Source organism: Metabacillus dongyingensis (assembly GCF_019933155.2).
In the GTDB taxonomy this organism is placed as follows: Bacteria; Bacillota; Bacilli; order Bacillales; family Bacillaceae; genus Bacillus_P; species Bacillus_P dongyingensis.
The window spans coordinates 1,756,620-1,773,103 of the sequence record NZ_CP082944.1 but is presented as its reverse complement, the minus strand read 5'-3'; the positions used below and the strand labels follow the sequence as shown (position 1 = coordinate 1,773,103).

General features: G+C 40.5%; 19 protein-coding genes. 3 read left to right on the top strand and 16 right to left on the bottom strand.

The window, feature by feature from the left end; translation table 11 throughout:
* The first annotated feature begins 5 nt into the window (after window positions 1-5).
* From K8L98_RS08740 to K8L98_RS08730, 3 genes are all read left to right on the top strand, one after another.
* A complete protein-coding gene (locus K8L98_RS08740) occupies window positions 6-209 on the top strand; it encodes an aspartyl-phosphate phosphatase Spo0E family protein (protein ID WP_223441329.1) in 204 nt (67 codons plus the stop codon).
* Between the two features lie 583 nt (window positions 210-792).
* On the top strand, window positions 793-1,593 hold the full coding sequence (locus K8L98_RS08735; protein ID WP_223441326.1) for a nucleotidyltransferase domain-containing protein: 801 nt from the start codon (window positions 793-795) through the stop codon (window positions 1,591-1,593).
* Window positions 1,594-1,808: 215 nt separating this feature from the next.
* Window positions 1,809-2,294, top strand: coding sequence for a tetratricopeptide repeat protein (locus K8L98_RS08730; protein WP_223441324.1), 486 nt, complete (start codon window positions 1,809-1,811; stop codon window positions 2,292-2,294).
* A 241-nt stretch (window positions 2,295-2,535) separates the two neighbouring features.
* On the opposite strand, the gene K8L98_RS08725 is transcribed toward K8L98_RS08730, so the two are convergent.
* The 16 genes from K8L98_RS08725 to K8L98_RS08650 form a co-directional block, all read right to left on the bottom strand.
* Complete coding sequence (locus tag K8L98_RS08725) at window positions 2,536-2,901, bottom strand: hypothetical protein (RefSeq protein ID WP_223441321.1); 366 nt, start codon at window positions 2,899-2,901, stop codon at window positions 2,536-2,538.
* A gap of 488 nt (window positions 2,902-3,389) precedes the next feature.
* Entirely contained in the window at window positions 3,390-3,791 is a 402-nt protein-coding gene (locus K8L98_RS08720; RefSeq protein ID WP_223441318.1) for a hypothetical protein, read from the bottom strand.
* A gap of 48 nt (window positions 3,792-3,839) precedes the next feature.
* A complete protein-coding gene (locus tag K8L98_RS08715) occupies window positions 3,840-4,172 on the bottom strand; it encodes an AbrB/MazE/SpoVT family DNA-binding domain-containing protein (RefSeq protein ID WP_223441316.1) in 333 nt (110 codons plus the stop codon).
* Between the two features lie 137 nt (window positions 4,173-4,309).
* Window positions 4,310-5,314, bottom strand: a complete 1,005-nt coding sequence (locus K8L98_RS08710; RefSeq protein ID WP_223441314.1) for a LacI family DNA-binding transcriptional regulator — start codon at window positions 5,312-5,314, stop codon at window positions 4,310-4,312.
* A 168-nt stretch (window positions 5,315-5,482) separates the two neighbouring features.
* Window positions 5,483-6,451: a sugar phosphate isomerase/epimerase family protein gene (locus tag K8L98_RS08705; RefSeq protein ID WP_223441312.1), complete on the bottom strand. Its 969-nt coding sequence runs from the start codon at window positions 6,449-6,451 to the stop codon at window positions 5,483-5,485.
* Between the two features lie 14 nt (window positions 6,452-6,465).
* Complete coding sequence (locus K8L98_RS08700; protein WP_223441310.1) at window positions 6,466-7,224, bottom strand: sugar phosphate isomerase/epimerase family protein; 759 nt, start codon at window positions 7,222-7,224, stop codon at window positions 6,466-6,468.
* Between the two features lie 12 nt (window positions 7,225-7,236).
* Window positions 7,237-8,262, bottom strand: coding sequence for a Gfo/Idh/MocA family protein (locus K8L98_RS08695; RefSeq protein WP_223441308.1), 1,026 nt, complete (start codon window positions 8,260-8,262; stop codon window positions 7,237-7,239).
* 53 nt (window positions 8,263-8,315) lie between these two features.
* On the bottom strand, window positions 8,316-9,407 hold the full coding sequence (locus tag K8L98_RS08690) for a Gfo/Idh/MocA family protein (RefSeq protein WP_223441306.1): 1,092 nt from the start codon (window positions 9,405-9,407) through the stop codon (window positions 8,316-8,318).
* A gap of 424 nt (window positions 9,408-9,831) precedes the next feature.
* On the bottom strand, window positions 9,832-10,557 hold the full coding sequence (locus tag K8L98_RS08685; protein ID WP_223441304.1) for a Bax inhibitor-1/YccA family protein: 726 nt from the start codon (window positions 10,555-10,557) through the stop codon (window positions 9,832-9,834).
* Window positions 10,558-10,714: 157 nt separating this feature from the next.
* Entirely contained in the window at window positions 10,715-10,906 is a 192-nt protein-coding gene (locus K8L98_RS08680) for a hypothetical protein (protein WP_223441301.1), read from the bottom strand.
* A gap of 811 nt (window positions 10,907-11,717) precedes the next feature.
* Window positions 11,718-11,864, bottom strand: a complete 147-nt coding sequence (locus K8L98_RS08675) for a hypothetical protein (RefSeq protein WP_223441300.1) — start codon at window positions 11,862-11,864, stop codon at window positions 11,718-11,720.
* A gap of 14 nt (window positions 11,865-11,878) precedes the next feature.
* Window positions 11,879-12,598, bottom strand: coding sequence for an ABC transporter permease (locus K8L98_RS08670; protein ID WP_223441298.1), 720 nt, complete (start codon window positions 12,596-12,598; stop codon window positions 11,879-11,881).
* Window positions 12,595-13,305, bottom strand: coding sequence for an ABC transporter permease (locus K8L98_RS08665; RefSeq protein ID WP_223441295.1), 711 nt, complete (start codon window positions 13,303-13,305; stop codon window positions 12,595-12,597). The genes K8L98_RS08670 and K8L98_RS08665 overlap by 4 nt, the downstream gene beginning before the upstream one ends.
* The gene (locus K8L98_RS08660; protein WP_223441293.1) at window positions 13,274-14,218 is read right to left on the bottom strand and encodes an ABC transporter ATP-binding protein; all 945 of its coding nucleotides are present in this window, start codon (window positions 14,216-14,218) and stop codon (window positions 13,274-13,276) included. The genes K8L98_RS08665 and K8L98_RS08660 overlap by 32 nt, the downstream gene beginning before the upstream one ends.
* A gap of 216 nt (window positions 14,219-14,434) precedes the next feature.
* Window positions 14,435-15,793, bottom strand: coding sequence for a HAMP domain-containing sensor histidine kinase (locus tag K8L98_RS08655; RefSeq protein WP_223441291.1), 1,359 nt, complete (start codon window positions 15,791-15,793; stop codon window positions 14,435-14,437).
* Window positions 15,790-16,455 (bottom strand): response regulator transcription factor, encoded by a 666-nt coding sequence (locus K8L98_RS08650; RefSeq protein WP_223441290.1) that lies wholly within the window; start codon window positions 16,453-16,455, stop codon window positions 15,790-15,792. Before K8L98_RS08650 ends, K8L98_RS08655 begins: the two co-directional genes overlap by 4 nt.
* Window positions 16,456-16,484: the final 29 nt, after the last annotated feature.

Here is a 16,484-nt window from a genome sequence, read left to right as displayed (position 1 = left end):
TTGCAATGAAATGCGAGGTGATTCTCTTGAACATGATGGATGTTCTTATTGAGAAATATCGGCAGGAAATGTTTGAAAGCGCAAAAAAAGACGGACTTAGTTCCATCACTACCATAAAAGCAAGCCAGCAGCTGGACCGTATTCTGAATATCGGAATGCAAGCAGAACCATCAAAGTGGCTGGAAAGAAAGAATCAAGTATTGAATTAATCGAATATGTAAAAAAGCTTGTATGAATCAGTAAACATTAATCCTTGTTTAGTCTAATTAACATACGAAAAGAATAGGTTAAAATATGTTGTTCCACATTATATCTATAGGGTTGAATCTTTAACAGGGATTTATCCCTATTTTCTTTATGTAAAAGACTACTTACAAAGACACTTTACTGCAACAAACTAAAGCGATTACCGCTACATGGTAATGTTGCGTTAAGTTGAATAAACGACTTAAGGTTAGGCTGGCTGCCTGAACATATAAATAATTTCCTTTACTGGTCCATCGTATAAAATCAGCATAGTAAGTAATACACCATTCAGCACACTGATTAGCAGCCTAATCGGTGTGTTTTGTTGTTGTTAAATAACGAGTTCACCGATTTTTTTGTGATAAAATGGAAATGTCGGTTATTCACTTAAAGAGCAGTATTCTTGAATAAGGGTTATGCAATTTTAATCTCCTCATTTTTTGTTTTAAGACCAGCAATTTACCAATATAAAAATGGTTTACATCCCAAAAATACACTTTATTTGGGGCAATAAGAAAAATAAAAAAAGATGGGAAGAAATCCAAAATGAATACAATTAATGACATGATTATGAAGATTTCATCTGTATTTTCTCAGTTAGAAGAAGTGGAAGGTGTTGTACTCTCTGGTTCTCTTTCAACAAATACCCAAGATGAACATTCTGATATAGATTTGTATATTTATAGTGATCAAGAAATCCCTGCCGGCACTCGCAAAAAATTGTTACAGCCATTTTCGGATTATATGGAGATTAATAACCAGTATTGGGAAACAGAAGATGATGGAACGCTAATTGAACCCAATATTGGTATAGAAATTATATATAGAAATTATGCTTGGATTGAAAACGAACTTATGAAAACGGTAGTGAATTTCCAGGCTCAAGTCGGTTACACTACATGCTTATGGAGTAATTATTTAAATTCAAAAATACTATATGATCAAAATGGTCAATTAAAGAAGCTGCAGGATAAAATTAACGTAGCCTTTCCAAAAGAATTAAAAGAGAATATCCTCAATAAAAATTACCCTTTATTACGAGACAGTGTTGCATCCTACTATTGTCAAATCGAGAAAGCCCTAAAAAGAAAAGACTACATAAGTGTCAATCATAGGGTTGCTGCGTTACTTGCAAGTTACTTTGATATCTTATTTGCGATTAACGAGCTGCCGCACCCTGGAGAAAAGAAGTTAATGAAAATCGCTCAAAAAACATGCAAATATCTTCCAGACAAGATGGAAGAAAACATAATCATGATTCTTAGCAACAATACCATAACACTATTAAGCGATATAAATGATCTGGTTGATAATTTAGATGATTTGTTAAAAAAGAATAACTCATAACCTTATCCAGCTGAAGTTCCAGTCCTTAAATAATCAATACAAAGAAAAAAACCTGGCTGTTAAAACCGAGAATCGATTGAGTTTAAAGGCAGCTAATAGAAGCTTCATAGTTATTCCATTATCGGAGGCGATTGCTTAACGAAGTGTCGCCTCTTCTTATTAAGGTAAAAGGGCAGGATTGTGGAACAATCTTTTGAACGAAGGGGATGAAATTAATGAAAGAAGAATTATATAAAGCAATTGAATTACGAAAAAGTGGAAAGAACAAAGAATCTAACCAATTACTACTAAAACTTGCACAAGATTTTCCCGAAGAAGCTTCAATTAACTATCAATGTGCGTGGAGTTTTGATTTATTAGGTGAAGAATCAAAAGCAGTTCCATTTTATGAAAAGGCAATCAATTTAGGATTGTCTTCCAAAGAGTTAGAAGGAGCATTACTAGGGTTGGGAAGTACATATAGAACGTTAGGAGAATATGAAAAGTCAAAGAATACATTTCAGAGGGGAATTGAAGCATTTCCAAATAATAGAGCGATCCAAGTGTTCTATTCAATGACCTTATATAATTTAAACAAGCATAATGATGCAATGGAAATACTCTTAAAATGCTTGATAGATACGACATCAGACAATGAAATATTAAATTACAAAAGAGCAATCGAATTCTATTCCAATAAATTAGAAAAAGTTTGGGGATAAATGGTTCTAAGCAAACGGAAGCATTTATTCAATATAAAGACATAAAAGATGGGAGAGAGCAATATGTTTTGCACTCTTCACTATGTGATGTAGGCATTTACTAAACAATCGGTGGCGATTGCAGCACAGTGTGAACACTCTTTCTTTAAGGTTTGGGAGCAGTCTACATAGTACGAAATTAAACCTTAAAGAATATCTCGAACGGTGGGAATATGATGAATACAAGTATCAGTTAGATAAGTTATTCATTGGAAAGATCGTCAATCGCTTGAACAGCTAGTTCCAATGCTTTAATTCTTCTTTCTAAAAGCGTTCTTTGAGGACTACCTGCCTTTGACTTAGCATAAACGTTCTCAATTGATGGGAATAAACCGGTAAGAACATTGCTGGCTTCTGCTAAATCTTCCTGGGTGTAATGATGGGGTCTTTGATTCCAAACGTTTTCTAGCATGGCTAAGCCAATGTAAAGAGCTTTGAGCCGTTTCTTTAATAAGGCAGTATTTGCGCCTTTCTGAGTCATCTGAGCCAAGGCCTTTTCGGATTTACTGATTGTCGATTGGAAGGATTTTATTGATTCCAATTTATCTGCATTTGATACGTTTTCCATGTTCATGCTGTCCTCTCTTCGTCTCTGAATTATTTTGCTTGATACTTGATAAAATCGTTAAGAACCTGATTTCACTCGCTCTGTAACCCCTCAATCATGAATATCATTTTATGTTACTTAGAAGGATTGACCAGGTTTTTATCCGCTGTCAAAAAGAAAAAAATCACTAGTGCACACCTAGGATTAGCATTTCTCTCTCAAACGTGCTGGGTCTGGCGTCATAATCCTATCTCTAATTTTGGACTATCAAACTAACTTACACACTTTATTTGACAATCCCCACTAAAAAGTCAGTTTTACCACAACATTTATTATAAAATGTTGTGGTATTAAAGAGTATTTAGCATTCTACCTAAATTACAAAAAGGGATAGATTTCTATCCCCTTTGTATACAAGTATAAATGTTTAACATCATATAGAAAACTCAACTGTATTGCTCATAGAGCGAATATCAGATGGAATTACATTTATGAAATCATAAAGCTTTTTACTGATTCTTTTTTTCTTCAACCACCTGATCCACATAATCCACGATCAGTTCATCTTCATCTGTCTCCCTAACACGAAAGGCAATGGCTTTGCTTTTCTTTTGATCATCCTGATCATAATAGGCGCGGAAGACATAAAAGCTTTCTTCCTTTATCTCAAAATCTTCGAGTTCCAGGTTATCTATCTTCCATTCTTTTTTTAAGGAGATCAGCTCTTGCGGTGAGTGGTAGGCTCCTTCTAAGTAAATGCCTCTCATATCTCTTTTATCTTCCTCAAGAATTGCCTCAAGCATATCTTCTACCACAACGAGTCTCCTGTCTCTCCCCTCGTCTTCATCCTTGCATGCAGACAGGAAAAGAGAAAAAAGACAGAGAATGAAAATCTTATGTATGTTTTTCACTGGTTTCCCCCCGTACAAACTGAAACCGGCCCAGTTTCGGCCGGCTGATCAGCTGGATAATTTATTTGAACCTCTCATGTCATCAGGAGGAACAAAAGTAACTTTTTGCCCCTGTTCATTCCATTCAATTTTCAATTTTTCTCCCACATCAATTTCGCATATATTTCTTATTTCACTCGGTATCGTTATAGTTCCCTTGCTGCTTAAGGTTGTTTCGTTTTCAAAGGCATTGTTATCATCCACGATCAAATCGATCGTTTTCCCATCGGTTTGAACGACGACCCGCTCACCTGTTTGTATGTTTAGTTTTTTTCGAATGTAGGAAGGAATCATCACTTGACCATTTGACCAGATTTTCACGAAAAATGGACCTTTTTTCAAAGATATCACTCCATTCCTTCTAAAGATACCTTCTATTATATCATGAAAGGCGGGAATTTCATTGTTAGACGCATTAATAAGGCCATTTGGCAAACAGTGCAAAAATCAAAAAAACAATCAGAGCATTCTGATTGCTTTCATGCCTCCATCTTTTTGGACGCGCTGGTCGATTTTCTTAGGACAAGCTCTGTCGGCAGAATGTAATCCTTCCCTTCAATCCCTTCATTTAAAGCCTGATAGATCAGGTGAGCTGCAAGAGATCCGATTTCATAATTCGATTGCTTTACCGTCGAGAGCGGAGGCGAAATATATTGGGATATTTCAATATCGTCAAATCCGATGATGGAAAGATCATTCGGGATATGCAAACCGGATTCTTTAAAGGCTTTTAAAGCCCCTACAGCCATTTCATCATTTGCACAAAAGACAGCAGACGGCGCATTTCCCTGCATCATGAGGATTTTAGCAGCGGAATAGCCGCCTTCCCTCGTATATTGCCCCTGGAGGATCCAGCTTGGATGCAGTGTAATTCCGGAATCCTTAAGGGCCTGTTTATACCCTTCAAATCGAAGCTGATTATCCCGATTGTGAGAGGGGCCTCCAATGTATGCGAGCTCCTTGTGGCCAAGGTCAATTAAATGCTGTGTTGCCTGATAGCCTCCCGAGAAGTTATCGACAAGCACATGGATAATCGAATCGCTGTCAAGCTTTCGGTCAAGGACGATGATCGGAAAATCCTCTCTTACTGATTGAAGAATCAATTCATCCGGAAGGCTTTCAGCTAATATAATGACGCCATCAACACGGCGTTCCTGCAAAAACTTTGAAGCTGTTGTCACATTGCCTCCAATGGAACTGCAGGCGATAAGGCCATATTGATGAGTGAGCAGGGTATCCTGAACACCGCGCATCAATTCAGAATAAAAAGGGCCGGAAAGATCCTGAACGATAATCCCGATTGTTTCGGTTTTGCTTCGTTTTAAGTCTCTCGCAATTCCGTTCTTTTGGTAGTTTAACGTTTTTGCAGCTTCTAATACACGCTTAGCGGTTTCTGCATTCACTCTTGATTTATGATTTAACGCATAGGATGCTGTTGAAACAGCTACCCCTGCCAATTTTGCAACATCTTTGATTGTGGCCATACGATTCTCCACCTTACTTTCATTGCTTCATTCTGGTTGATGAGATGACATAACGGGGGATCTTCCCGGGGAGTATAGTTTGTGGGAAACGGTCTATTGCCATTCAAACCGGCCGGTAAATAGCCGGTTTGAATGTAAAATAGAACCGATCTTACCTTATATTGCAGCTTAAGCCCACCACATATTCGTCGGCTGTTCTTTAATTAAGACACTTTTTAAGTTTGTAACCGCACGCTGAAAACCTTCTTCAACCGACATGATCGGATCTTCATGCTCAATGCTTACAACATAATCATAGCCGTACGTTCTGAGTGCGCTGATCATATCAGACCATTCCTGCATGCTGTGTCCGCAGCCGACAGATCGGAAATTCCATGCTCTTGATTGGATTTCGCCGTAAGGCTGCATGTCTGTTAAGCCGTACATGTTAATGTTGTCCTGATCCAGATAAGTATCCTTTGCATGGAAATGATGAATGGCACCCGCTTTACCAAGGATTTTAATCGCTCCGACAGGATCAATTCCCTGCCACCACAAGTGACTTGGATCAAGGTTTGCTCCAATTGCATCACATGTTTCTTCTCTTAGCTTCAATAAAGTATAAGGAGTATGAACAAGGAATCCGCCGTGAAGCTCTAAACCTATTTTTACGTTTAGGCTTTGTGCCAGCTCGCCGACTTCTTTCCAGTAAGGTATCAGTTTTTGCTCCCACTGCCATTTTAAAACGTCATTGTATTCATTAGGCCATGGTGCTACCGGCCAGTTTGGATATTTTGCATCCTCATGGTCGCCGGCAGTTCCGGAGAAGCAGTTCACAACAGGAACGTTCATTTCATTGGCAAGCTTAATCGTGCTGACCAGCGTTTCATGAGATTCAGCAGCAAAAGCAGCATCCGGTGAAATCGGATTTCCATGGCAGCTGAACGCGCTTATTGTGAGTCCGCGTGAAGCGACTTTTTCCAAAAACTCATTTTGCTTTTCTTTATTGCCTAATAATTCTTCTAAAGAACAATGTGCATTTCCAGGATAGCAGCCTGTTCCAATTTCAACAGCTTCAACACCTGATGCTTTTACGTAATCTAACATCTCATCGAGATTTTTATCTGAAAATAAAACAGTAAATACTCCAAGTTTCATCTTAATCTTCCTTTCTATGCTTTTAATAGTTCGTCCATTTTTTTCGAGTTAAGCGCAACTGCTTCCATCAAATCACCTTCAAAGTGCTCTTGTTCAACTATAAACCATGGAAGCTCAAGCTCTTTTCCAAGATTCAGCAAGGATTTCATGTCAAGCTGTCCAGTGCCGATGACTGTACTCTGCTTCTCGCCATTTGTTTCTTTCATATCTTTAATATGAAGCGTAACTACACGTTCCCGCTGCTCTTTGATCAGCGCCAATGGATCAAGACCCGCATAGGAAACCCAATAGCAGTCGAGTTCGAACTTTACAAGCTTTTCATCCGTTTCGTTAAGCAGAACATCAAAAGGTGTCTGCTCTCCGAATGTATGAAATTCGAAATCATGATTGTGGTAAGCAAGCTGCATGCCTTCCTGCTTAATGACTGCGCCTGCTTTGTTCAGTTCTTCTGCAATGCGCTTATAGTCATCAAGACCTGTTCTTTGCTCTTCTGTCAAATAAGGCATGATAATCAGATCATTCCCGATTTCCTGATTATAAGAAATGACTTGTTTAAGCCCATCCCCTGTAATTTGGTCATATGGTACATGACTCCCTGCTGCCTTCAGTCCATACTCTTTTAATGCTTGATTCAGACGATCTGCAGGCGTGTCAAAATAGCCTGCAAACTGTACCCCTTCGTACCCAAGATCCGCCACTTTTTTCAAAGTGCCGAGAAAATCCTTTTCGAGCAGCGTTCTGATTGTATAGAGCTGAAGTCCTTTTTTCGTCATGATTTTTCCCCCTTATGAAAGTTTTACGATTGTTTTGCTTTCATTTGACTCTAATGCGCCAAGAACAATTTTCAGAGATTTGTAGCCTTCTTCACCGGAAACAGCCGGCTCTGTATTGCCGATAATGCTGTCTATGAATTTATCAATGACTTTTGAAGAAGTTTGTCCGCCTTCATCGTTTGATTGAATTTTGCCTAATTCATAGTTTACAACTTCACCTGTTTTATATTGAGCAATTAATGAGTACTCTGGATGATCTTCTAAACGAAGAACCCCTTTTTCACCGTAAATGACTGTTGCGTTATCTTCTTTGTTGTAAGACCAGCTTGCTGCAAGGGATCCCATAATGCCGCTTTCTGTTCTTAAAACGCATACTGCATTGTCATCTACATCTGCGCCTTCTTTAGCAACTGTATCAACGAATGCTGCAACTTCAGTCACTTCTTCGCCAAGGATGTAGCGCATTAAGTCCGCTTTATGAACACCAAGGTCTCCCATTGCTCCGATAAATGCGTCTTCTTTCTTGAAGAACCAGCTGTCGCGTCCGTCAGCACTCCAGCCTTCAGGACCGCCATGGCCAAATGCTGTGCGGAAAGAAAATACCTTGCCGATTTCTCCATTTTTAATAAGCTCTCTAGCTTTTTCATGTGATGGCACAAAACGCTGGTTATGACCGATCATCAGCTTGCGGTTATTTTCTTTTGCAGCTGCGATCATCGCTTCTGCTTCTTCTTTTGAAGTTGCCATTGGCTTTTCGCAAAGAACATGCTTGCCTGCATTTAAAGCATCAATTGAAATTGGGGCATGAAGCGCATTTGGAGTACAAACGCTTACAGCGTCGATCTCTTCAAGTGCAAGAAGCTCTCTGTAGTCTGTGAATGCTTTAGCTTTGTATTGCTGTGCAGTGAGGTTCGCACGGTCTTCATTAATATCGCAGACTGCTGCTATTTCCACATACTTGTTGCCTGCATATTCTGGTAAATGTCTGTGCTTTGAAATGCTTCCGCAGCCGATAACGCCGATTTTTAAAGTTTTCATGATTTTTTTCCTCCTGAGGATTAAGTTATGAAATCGATTCCTGCATCAAAAATCTACTCTTTTTTTTCAAAATAAACAGGTTCGCCTGTTTCTGACGATTTATAAATCGCTTCCAAAATTTCGGTTACGATAAGGGCTTGTTCAGGTTTTACAACCGGATCTATATCTTCAATAATTGCTTCAATCCAAAGTCTTGCTTCAATATCTGCTTCACTTTCAAGCTTGCCGTCTTCGACAGATGCACCTGATTCGTCTAAATCCACCATTGTCGTATAAAGCTTGCCGTGCCGCTCGCCATTGATGCGCAGGCCATTTTCCATATCAGCTCCGCCTTCTGTTCCCATCAGGGTGCATTTGCTTTCCCCGACGTTCAAAGAATTCAGCGCCCAGCTTGATTCAAGGAAGATTGTTGCACCGTTTTGCATGGTAATGTAGGCAAACGCGGAATCTTCGACTTTAAATTTTTCAGGATCCCAAGGGCCCCAGATGTTTGCTGCATTTTCTCTTGTGCCAAGTTTATGAAAAGCGGTTCCGACAACCATTTTCGGCTCATAATTATTCATCATCCATAACGTCAGATCAAGTGCATGAGTGCCGATGTCGATCAATGGACCTCCGCCCTGCTTTTCTTTATCCAAAAACACCCCCCAAGTCGGGACTGCACGTCTTCTGATGGCATGAGCTTTTGCAAAATAGATATCACCAAGCTCGCCTTCTTCGCAAAGTGATTTTAGATGCAGGCTGTCCGCCCGGTAGCGGTTCTGGTAAGCAACTGATAATTTCTTCCCCGTGCGCTTTGCCGTCTCAAGCATTTTTCGAGCTTCAGCAGCAGAAGTAGCCATCGGCTTTTCGCACATCACGTGCTTCCCTGCCTCCAATGCTGCTATTGAAATGTCTGAATGCGAATCATTCGGCGTACAAACGTGGACAACATCCACTCCCGGATTTGCAAGCAATTCTTTAAAGTCCGTATAATGTTCGGCCATCTCTGATCCATATTGCATTTTCGCTTCAATGGCTCTTTCTTCCACAAGATCAAAGAAAGCCACCATCTGAACATTCTTAAGTCGTGCGAGAGCAGGCATATGCTTTCCGGTCGCTATTCCCCCGCACCCGATAATTCCAACTCGAACAATCGTACTCATTGTCCACCTCCGAGTTATTTCCGATTTATGAATGAAACGTTTCACATCAAATTAAAAAATATGTAATAATTCCTTTATTTAATAAGCGGAATTCAATGTGAAACGTTTCGACAAATTCATTCTATCATGAAAGCGCTTTTAATTAAATAAAAATTTAAAAATATTATTCAATAAATTTATTTTTCATGTAATCTGAAAAAAGTTACATGTTTTTAAAACTTTTTTGGAAGATTGAAGTCTAATGATTAGAGGCAGCAAATGCCGTTTTTAATAGCGGGAATTAAACTTTTTCTGATACTTTTTCAATTTTCATTGCCGATTATAACAGGCAATCGGATTCTGCTACCCGAATTTTTATAGAAAAAAAGACAAGAATTCAAATAAAATGAGAAAATGCCCGCTGACTGTCAGCGGGCATTTAATATTAGTTCCGGCGCAGCTTGGCAAGCAGGCGGAGAATCTCAAGATACAGCCAGACTAGTGTGACAAGAAGGGCAAATCCCGCATACCATTCCATATGCTTTGGAAGCCCTGCCTTCGAACCATTTTCAATAAAGTCGAAGTCCAGAACCAGATTCAGTGCCGCAACGATCACGATGGCAACTGAAATTAAAATGCCAATCGGAGAGGCATCATGCAAAAATGGAACCGTTACTCCGAAGAAGCCAAGTACAAAAGACAGCAAATACATGATCAGAATTCCGCCTGTAGCAGCGACAACCCCTAATCTGAAATTGCGTGTTACTTTGATTAACCTTGAACGGTAAGCAAGCAGCAAGGCAAGGAAAACACTTGCTGTAAGAAGCACGGCCTGCATGACGATTCCTTCATACAGGGATGAATAGTAAGCCGATATTCCTCCAACAAACATCCCCTCAAGCACTGCGTAAACAGGTGCCAGCACAGGTGCCGTTTTAGGAACAAAGCTGACAATCAGCGCTACGATAAATCCTCCAATCGCCCCTCCAATCATAATGGCCGTCACATCCTGGCCCTGTGCACTGTAATACCAGGCTGCACCGGCAGCAGTGATTAAAATAAACAGCAGCAAAAATGATTTATTAATCGCTCCCATCAGCGTCATCGGCTTGCTGGAGTAGGACCCTTCCCGTTTTGTAAAAGCTTTTAAAGCTGGATTTGAAGTTCTCAAGCAGTATCTTCCTCTCTTTTGAGTTTGAATGTAATACGTTCTATCGGCCAAAAGGTTTCATGAACGAAATAGTTTACTAGTTTTAGTATATCTCATTTCTTCGCAGGATATGAAAATCTTCTTAGCTGACATTAAAAAGAGAAATATAGTATGAGTATCAGAAGTATGAATCTTTTTCTTTTTTCATTCTTTTTAAATTCTTTCTATATAATCTTTCTATATTTGAGGCACTTTTTCTGCTCCATTCACCTGTTTTGACGCACTTCTTTCTACAGTGAGGCACTTTTTCTGTTCCATTCACCTGTTTTGACGCACTTCTTTCTACAGTTAGACGATTTTTCTGCTCCATTCACCTGCTTTGACGCACTTCTTTCTACAGTGAGGCACTTTTTCTGCTCCATTCACCTGTTTTGACGCACTTCTTTCTACAGTTAGACGATTTTTCTGTTCCATTCACCTGTTTTGACGCACTTCTTTCTAGAGTTAGACGATTTTTCTGCTCCATTCACCTGTTTTGACGCACTTCTTTCTAGAGTTAGACGATTTTTCTGCTCCATTCACCTGCTTTGACGCACTTCTTTCTACAGTGAGTCGATTTTTCTGCTCCATTCACCTGCTTTGACGCACTTCTTTCTACAGTGAGGTACTTTTTCTGCTCCATTCACCTGTTTTGACGCACTTCTTTCTAGAGTTAGACGATTTTTCTGCTCCATTCACCTGCTTTGACGCACTTCTTTCTACAGTGAGTCGATTTTTCTGCTCCATTCACCTGCTTTGACGCACTTCTTTCTACAGTGAGGTACTTTTTCTGCTCCATACACCTTTTTTTGACGCACTTCTTTCTAGTGTTAGACGATTTTTCTGCTCCATTCTCCTGCTTTGACGCACTTCTTTCTAGAGTGAGACGATTTTTCTGCTTCATTCACCTGCTTTGACGCACTTCTTTCTACAGTGAGACGATTTTTCTGCTCCATTCACCTGCTTTGACGCACTTCTTTCTACAGTTAGACGATTTTTCTGTTCCATTCACCTGTTTTGACGCACTTCTTTCTACAGTTAGACGATTTTTCTGCTCCATTCACCTGCTTTGACGCACTTCTTTCTACAGTTAGACGATTTTTCTGCTCCATTCACCTGCTTTGACGCACTTCTTTCTACAGTTAGACGATTTTTCTGTTCCATTCACCTGTTTTGACGCACTTCTTTCTAGAGTTTGACGATTTTTCTGCTCCATTCACCTGCTTTGACGCACGTTTTACACGGCATAGCCATTTGGTTACGGCAAGCAACAAAAAAAAGACCGCCATACAGCGGTCTCCATCTAAACAGCTTTATTTTTAATGTAATAAAAGCTTCCTGTAAAAAAACAGACAAACCCGCAGGCTATGGAAAGATAGAAGGATATTTCCGTGATAAAGAATCCCTCGTTCTGGGGCATCATTGCCAAAAACGGCTGCGCCCATGGATAATATGGACCGATTTTTTCTGAGTTGATGATCATTATGTTTGGAAGTGTAAACATCACATTGAGCGCCAATGGGGCGGCAAAACTAGTCCATGCCATGGATACCCAAAGAAATAGTGCGGCAAGAGGCAGGGTAGCCAGAAAACCGCCTGTCAGCAGTTTGATAAAAATATCGGCTGGGAACGGATCCGAATATCCTTTAACAGCTCCAACCAGAATCCATGCTGTCATAAACAAAAGCTGATTGATCAATATCAGGAGCGTAATCATCAGCCATTTAGACATAAAAACACTGACCCTGCTTACAGGCAGACTGAGAAGCTGCTTCCATCCGCCTTGCAGATGTTCATATCTGCAGAGAAAGCTTGTTAAAATCCCAATCATCAGCGGGAGTAAAATCAGAGCATGCGCCGGCACCATAATCAGCAAAGGCGAGAGCCATTCATTTGAAATACCCTCAATCTGGCCTAACTTAAATCCAAGCACTCCTGCAAAAAGCGGACTCACGAACAACAAGCTGAGAACCTTGGTTTTCCGAAGCTTCAGCAGCTCTGCCGACAGCAGCTGCATCATCATGTCAGCACCTCTCTTCTGACAAAATCCATCAGTCCTGCGATCAAGATAACGGACCCTGTAATCATTCCTGCCACAGCGTACCAAATTGGATCATGCTCTCCGACAAGCAATGGCCATTTCCACGGAATCCAGTCCGGTGCAGCAAATGCTGCCGTCATTGAAAAGACGGCACCAAAGACGCCTGCAGCGAGCGGAAATGCCTGATTCTGCATCACAACAGACAGCCATACTTGCAGACATAAAATAGGAATTCCCGCAAAAAAAGGATAATAGCTATTTTTAATAACTGCAAGGAATGGAATATCCAATCCGAAGTGTAATCCTATACCAAAAAACACAGTTCCAATAAACAACAAGGTAGAGGAAATAAAAATCATGATCGCTGCAACCGCTAATTTTGACAGAAACACATACCCTCTTTGAACTGGCAGGCTGAGCAGCTGCTTCCAGGAACTTTGCTGATGTTCGATTGCGGCAATCTGCGAAGCGAGAATGGTCATTCCCAGCAGAAGCGCTGGCGCAACAAACATGTTAATATTATCAAGAAGTCCCGCCCAAACATCCGGCTCCTGCTGCATCAAGTAGTCATAGCGAACCCCGTAATTCACCAGCTGGAGGGCAATGACACCAAAAGGTCCCAGAAAAACCAAGAGCCAGAACCATTTTCGTTTCACTTTAAGAAGATCGGCTTTTAGAATGGACATCATGAACGTTCCCTCCTTCGCCTGTTAAATCCAAAAAGATCTCTTCCAGCGATTTCCGTTTCTCTTCGACCCTGTAGACCTCAATTCCTGACTTAACTAATAAGGCAATCACTTGGGCGATTCTGCTATCTGTCATATCACGCAAAATAACAGATTTTCCGCTTTGCTCTGCCGTTTGCCCATTTGAAAGCAGCAAAGATGCTGCCTTGACCGAATTTCCCGTCCTGATGATCACCTGTTCCTTCGCTTTGCTTTTCAGCTTGCTGATCGAATCCTGAAAAATCATCTTTCCTTTAGAAATAATTCCTACTTTTGTTGCCATTTGATCGATTTCACTTAGTAAATGACTGGAGATTAAAACGGTCATTCCGTATTCTCTCGGCAGCCTCTTAATAAGATCCCGCATTTCATGAATACCTGAAGGATCCAGACCGTTTGTCGGTTCATCCAAAATAAGAAGCTCAGGATTTCCAAGGATGGCGGACGCAATTCCAAGACGCTGCTTCATCCCTAAAGAAAACCCTTTTACTGGTCGATTACTGTCATTCGTCAATCTGACTATGGACAGCACTTCATCGATTCGGCTTTTTTGCACCTGCAGAATTTTCCTGATTGTCTCTAAATTCTCACGTGCGGTTAAATGTCCGTAATAAGAAGGGGACTCAACGAGAGACCCCATTTTCCGCAACGATTCAAGCTGATGGTCAGCTGCATTCTTTCCAAAAAGCTCGATTGTTCCTCCAGTTGGTTTCATAAGTCCAAGAAGCATTTTAATAGTTGTAGTTTTTCCCGCTCCATTCGGCCCTAAGAAGCCATATATCTCCCCTTTTTCAATCTTCATATCCAAACTGTCCACAATGGTTTTTTTCTTAATAACCTTTGTTAGATTTGTGGTTAAAATCATCAATTCCGCCATTTATTATCACCTCTTCATCAGATTAAAAGATGAGAGTTAAAACGCGGTGATGATTCGGGTTAAATTTTGTTTAAAATTAAGAAAATCGGAACCGGCTGTTCAGCACCGGCAAAAAGAAAAGAACTCCATTCAAAATAAGGGGTGATTGCTTAAAAAATTAAGTTAAAACCTGAAGTTATACTCGCTGGTCACAAAAAAAAAACGCCTGAACGACGTTTATGTTTCTTTCAATATGGAGATAACAGTTCCGCTGCTGTCCGAATCAATTCTGAATGTGAGATTCATTTTTTTTGTCATCATCTCAACGATTGTCAGTCCGATGCCCGCTCCTTTATTGCCGCTGTCCTGACGGAAGCCATTTCCCCTGTCTCGAATCATAATATACTGTCCGAATTCCGTTTGGCGGACAGTTATGCCTACATACTTGCCTTCATCTGCATGGCGAATGATGTTCTGGAGCAGATTATCCAGGATTCTCTCAAGCCATTCAGGATCTGCAAACCAGATGATTGTATCCGGCTCAAGATCGATCTCCGCCTCAAACCTATGTTGTTCAAAGACAGGGTACCACTCCGCTGCCTTTTTTCGAACAAACCGGCTGAGATTAATTTCTTTAGGATGATAGTGATACTTTCCGGATGACAGAAGCGTATAAGAAAATAGATTATCAATCAGCGCACTGATAAAATCTATTTTTTCATCGATTGCCCGGGCAGCCTCCAATCCTGCTTCTGTGACAGACTCTTTTTTGACACTAAAAAGATGAGCACGCATAGTGGTTAGCGGCGTTCTAAGATCATGAGAGAGACTTGCCATTAAGTCCTTGCGTATTTTCTCTTCCCTCTTCTCGCGTTCTCTGCTTTCCTCGAGTTCTTTTATCATGTTATTAAAACTTTCTTCAAGCTCTCCAATTTCATCCTTATTTGATAGTGCAATAGGGAGAGGAAGCCCAGAATGATCTTTTCTCTTCATAGCTTCTTTAAGACGAAGAATCCGTTTATGGAGCCGTTTGAAAAATAGCCATGATAGAAATAAAAAAGCGAGCATAAGCACGGCGAGCACGGTAAAATAAATCGCGTCATATTGATACCCCAATCTTTGAATCGGAGGCTCGAGCATCATGCGGTCCACTCTGATCACCATAAACCCTTTATCTTTATCGTCTCCTATAAAAGCGACAACTGTAAATGGATCAGCATCAAAGCTGTTTTTCATATAGGAGATTGTATAACTTGGCGTCCAGATATCAGGGAGCTCCTCTTTATATGAGAAACTCTCTCTTGTTCTGCCTTCTTTATCTACCCAAAACAGCTGAGAGCCTGGATATTTTTTATGAAGAGATTGGAGCTTTTCTGCAACTTCTATATCATTTGCAGCTTTAAGCTGACCTGCCTCTTTATGCCACATCTCGGTGAGTTCATTATAGCCCTCATAAGGATGCACCGTTTCTTTTTCAAGAAAAACTCCAGGGACATAAACCAAGGCGGAAGCAAGAGAAAAAGAAATGGGGATACAGAGCACAGCTGCAAGAATAATAGAAAGGTATTTAAATTGCAGCGATCTGCGCCATTTCATCCCCTCACCCTGTAGCCGACTCCTCTGACCGTTTCAATGATTTCAGGTTCAGAAGGATTCTTTTCAATTTTTTCGCGCAAATAGCGGATATGCACCATCAATGTCTTGTCTCCGTCTAAAAATGGCTCGCCCCATACATGCTCAAACAGCTGCTCTTTTGTCAGAATTTGATTTAAATGCTGCAGGAAACATGTAAAAATATGATATTGCTTTCCTGTTAAGATAATTTCTTCTCCGGTCTCGGCATTCCGAATAAATCGGTTCGCCTGATCGATTTCAAGATGCTTGAGAATCATTTTTTCAGACTCCAGTTTATGATATCTTCTCAGCTGCACCTCAACCCTTTTAACAAGTTCCTCGGGGTGGAAAGGCTTAGTCAGATAATCATCTGCGAACTCAAGCCCCTCAAGCTTATCATCGATCGATGTTCTTGCAGACAGCATCAGAATTGGCGTATCCGGGTTTTTCTTTTTAAATCTTCTTCCTAACGAAAACCCGTCAAGCCCTGGAAGCATAACATCCAGGATGAGCAAATCATACCTTTTGCCATCCTGTAATGACAGCCCGGTGGTTATCCATTCCACGGAATATCCCTTTTGCAGAAGCTCACTTTTCACCCAGCTTCCGATTTCCAGATCATCTTCTATGTATAAAATATTCAAGTTGCTTTCATCTCCTCACCTTTAATGTT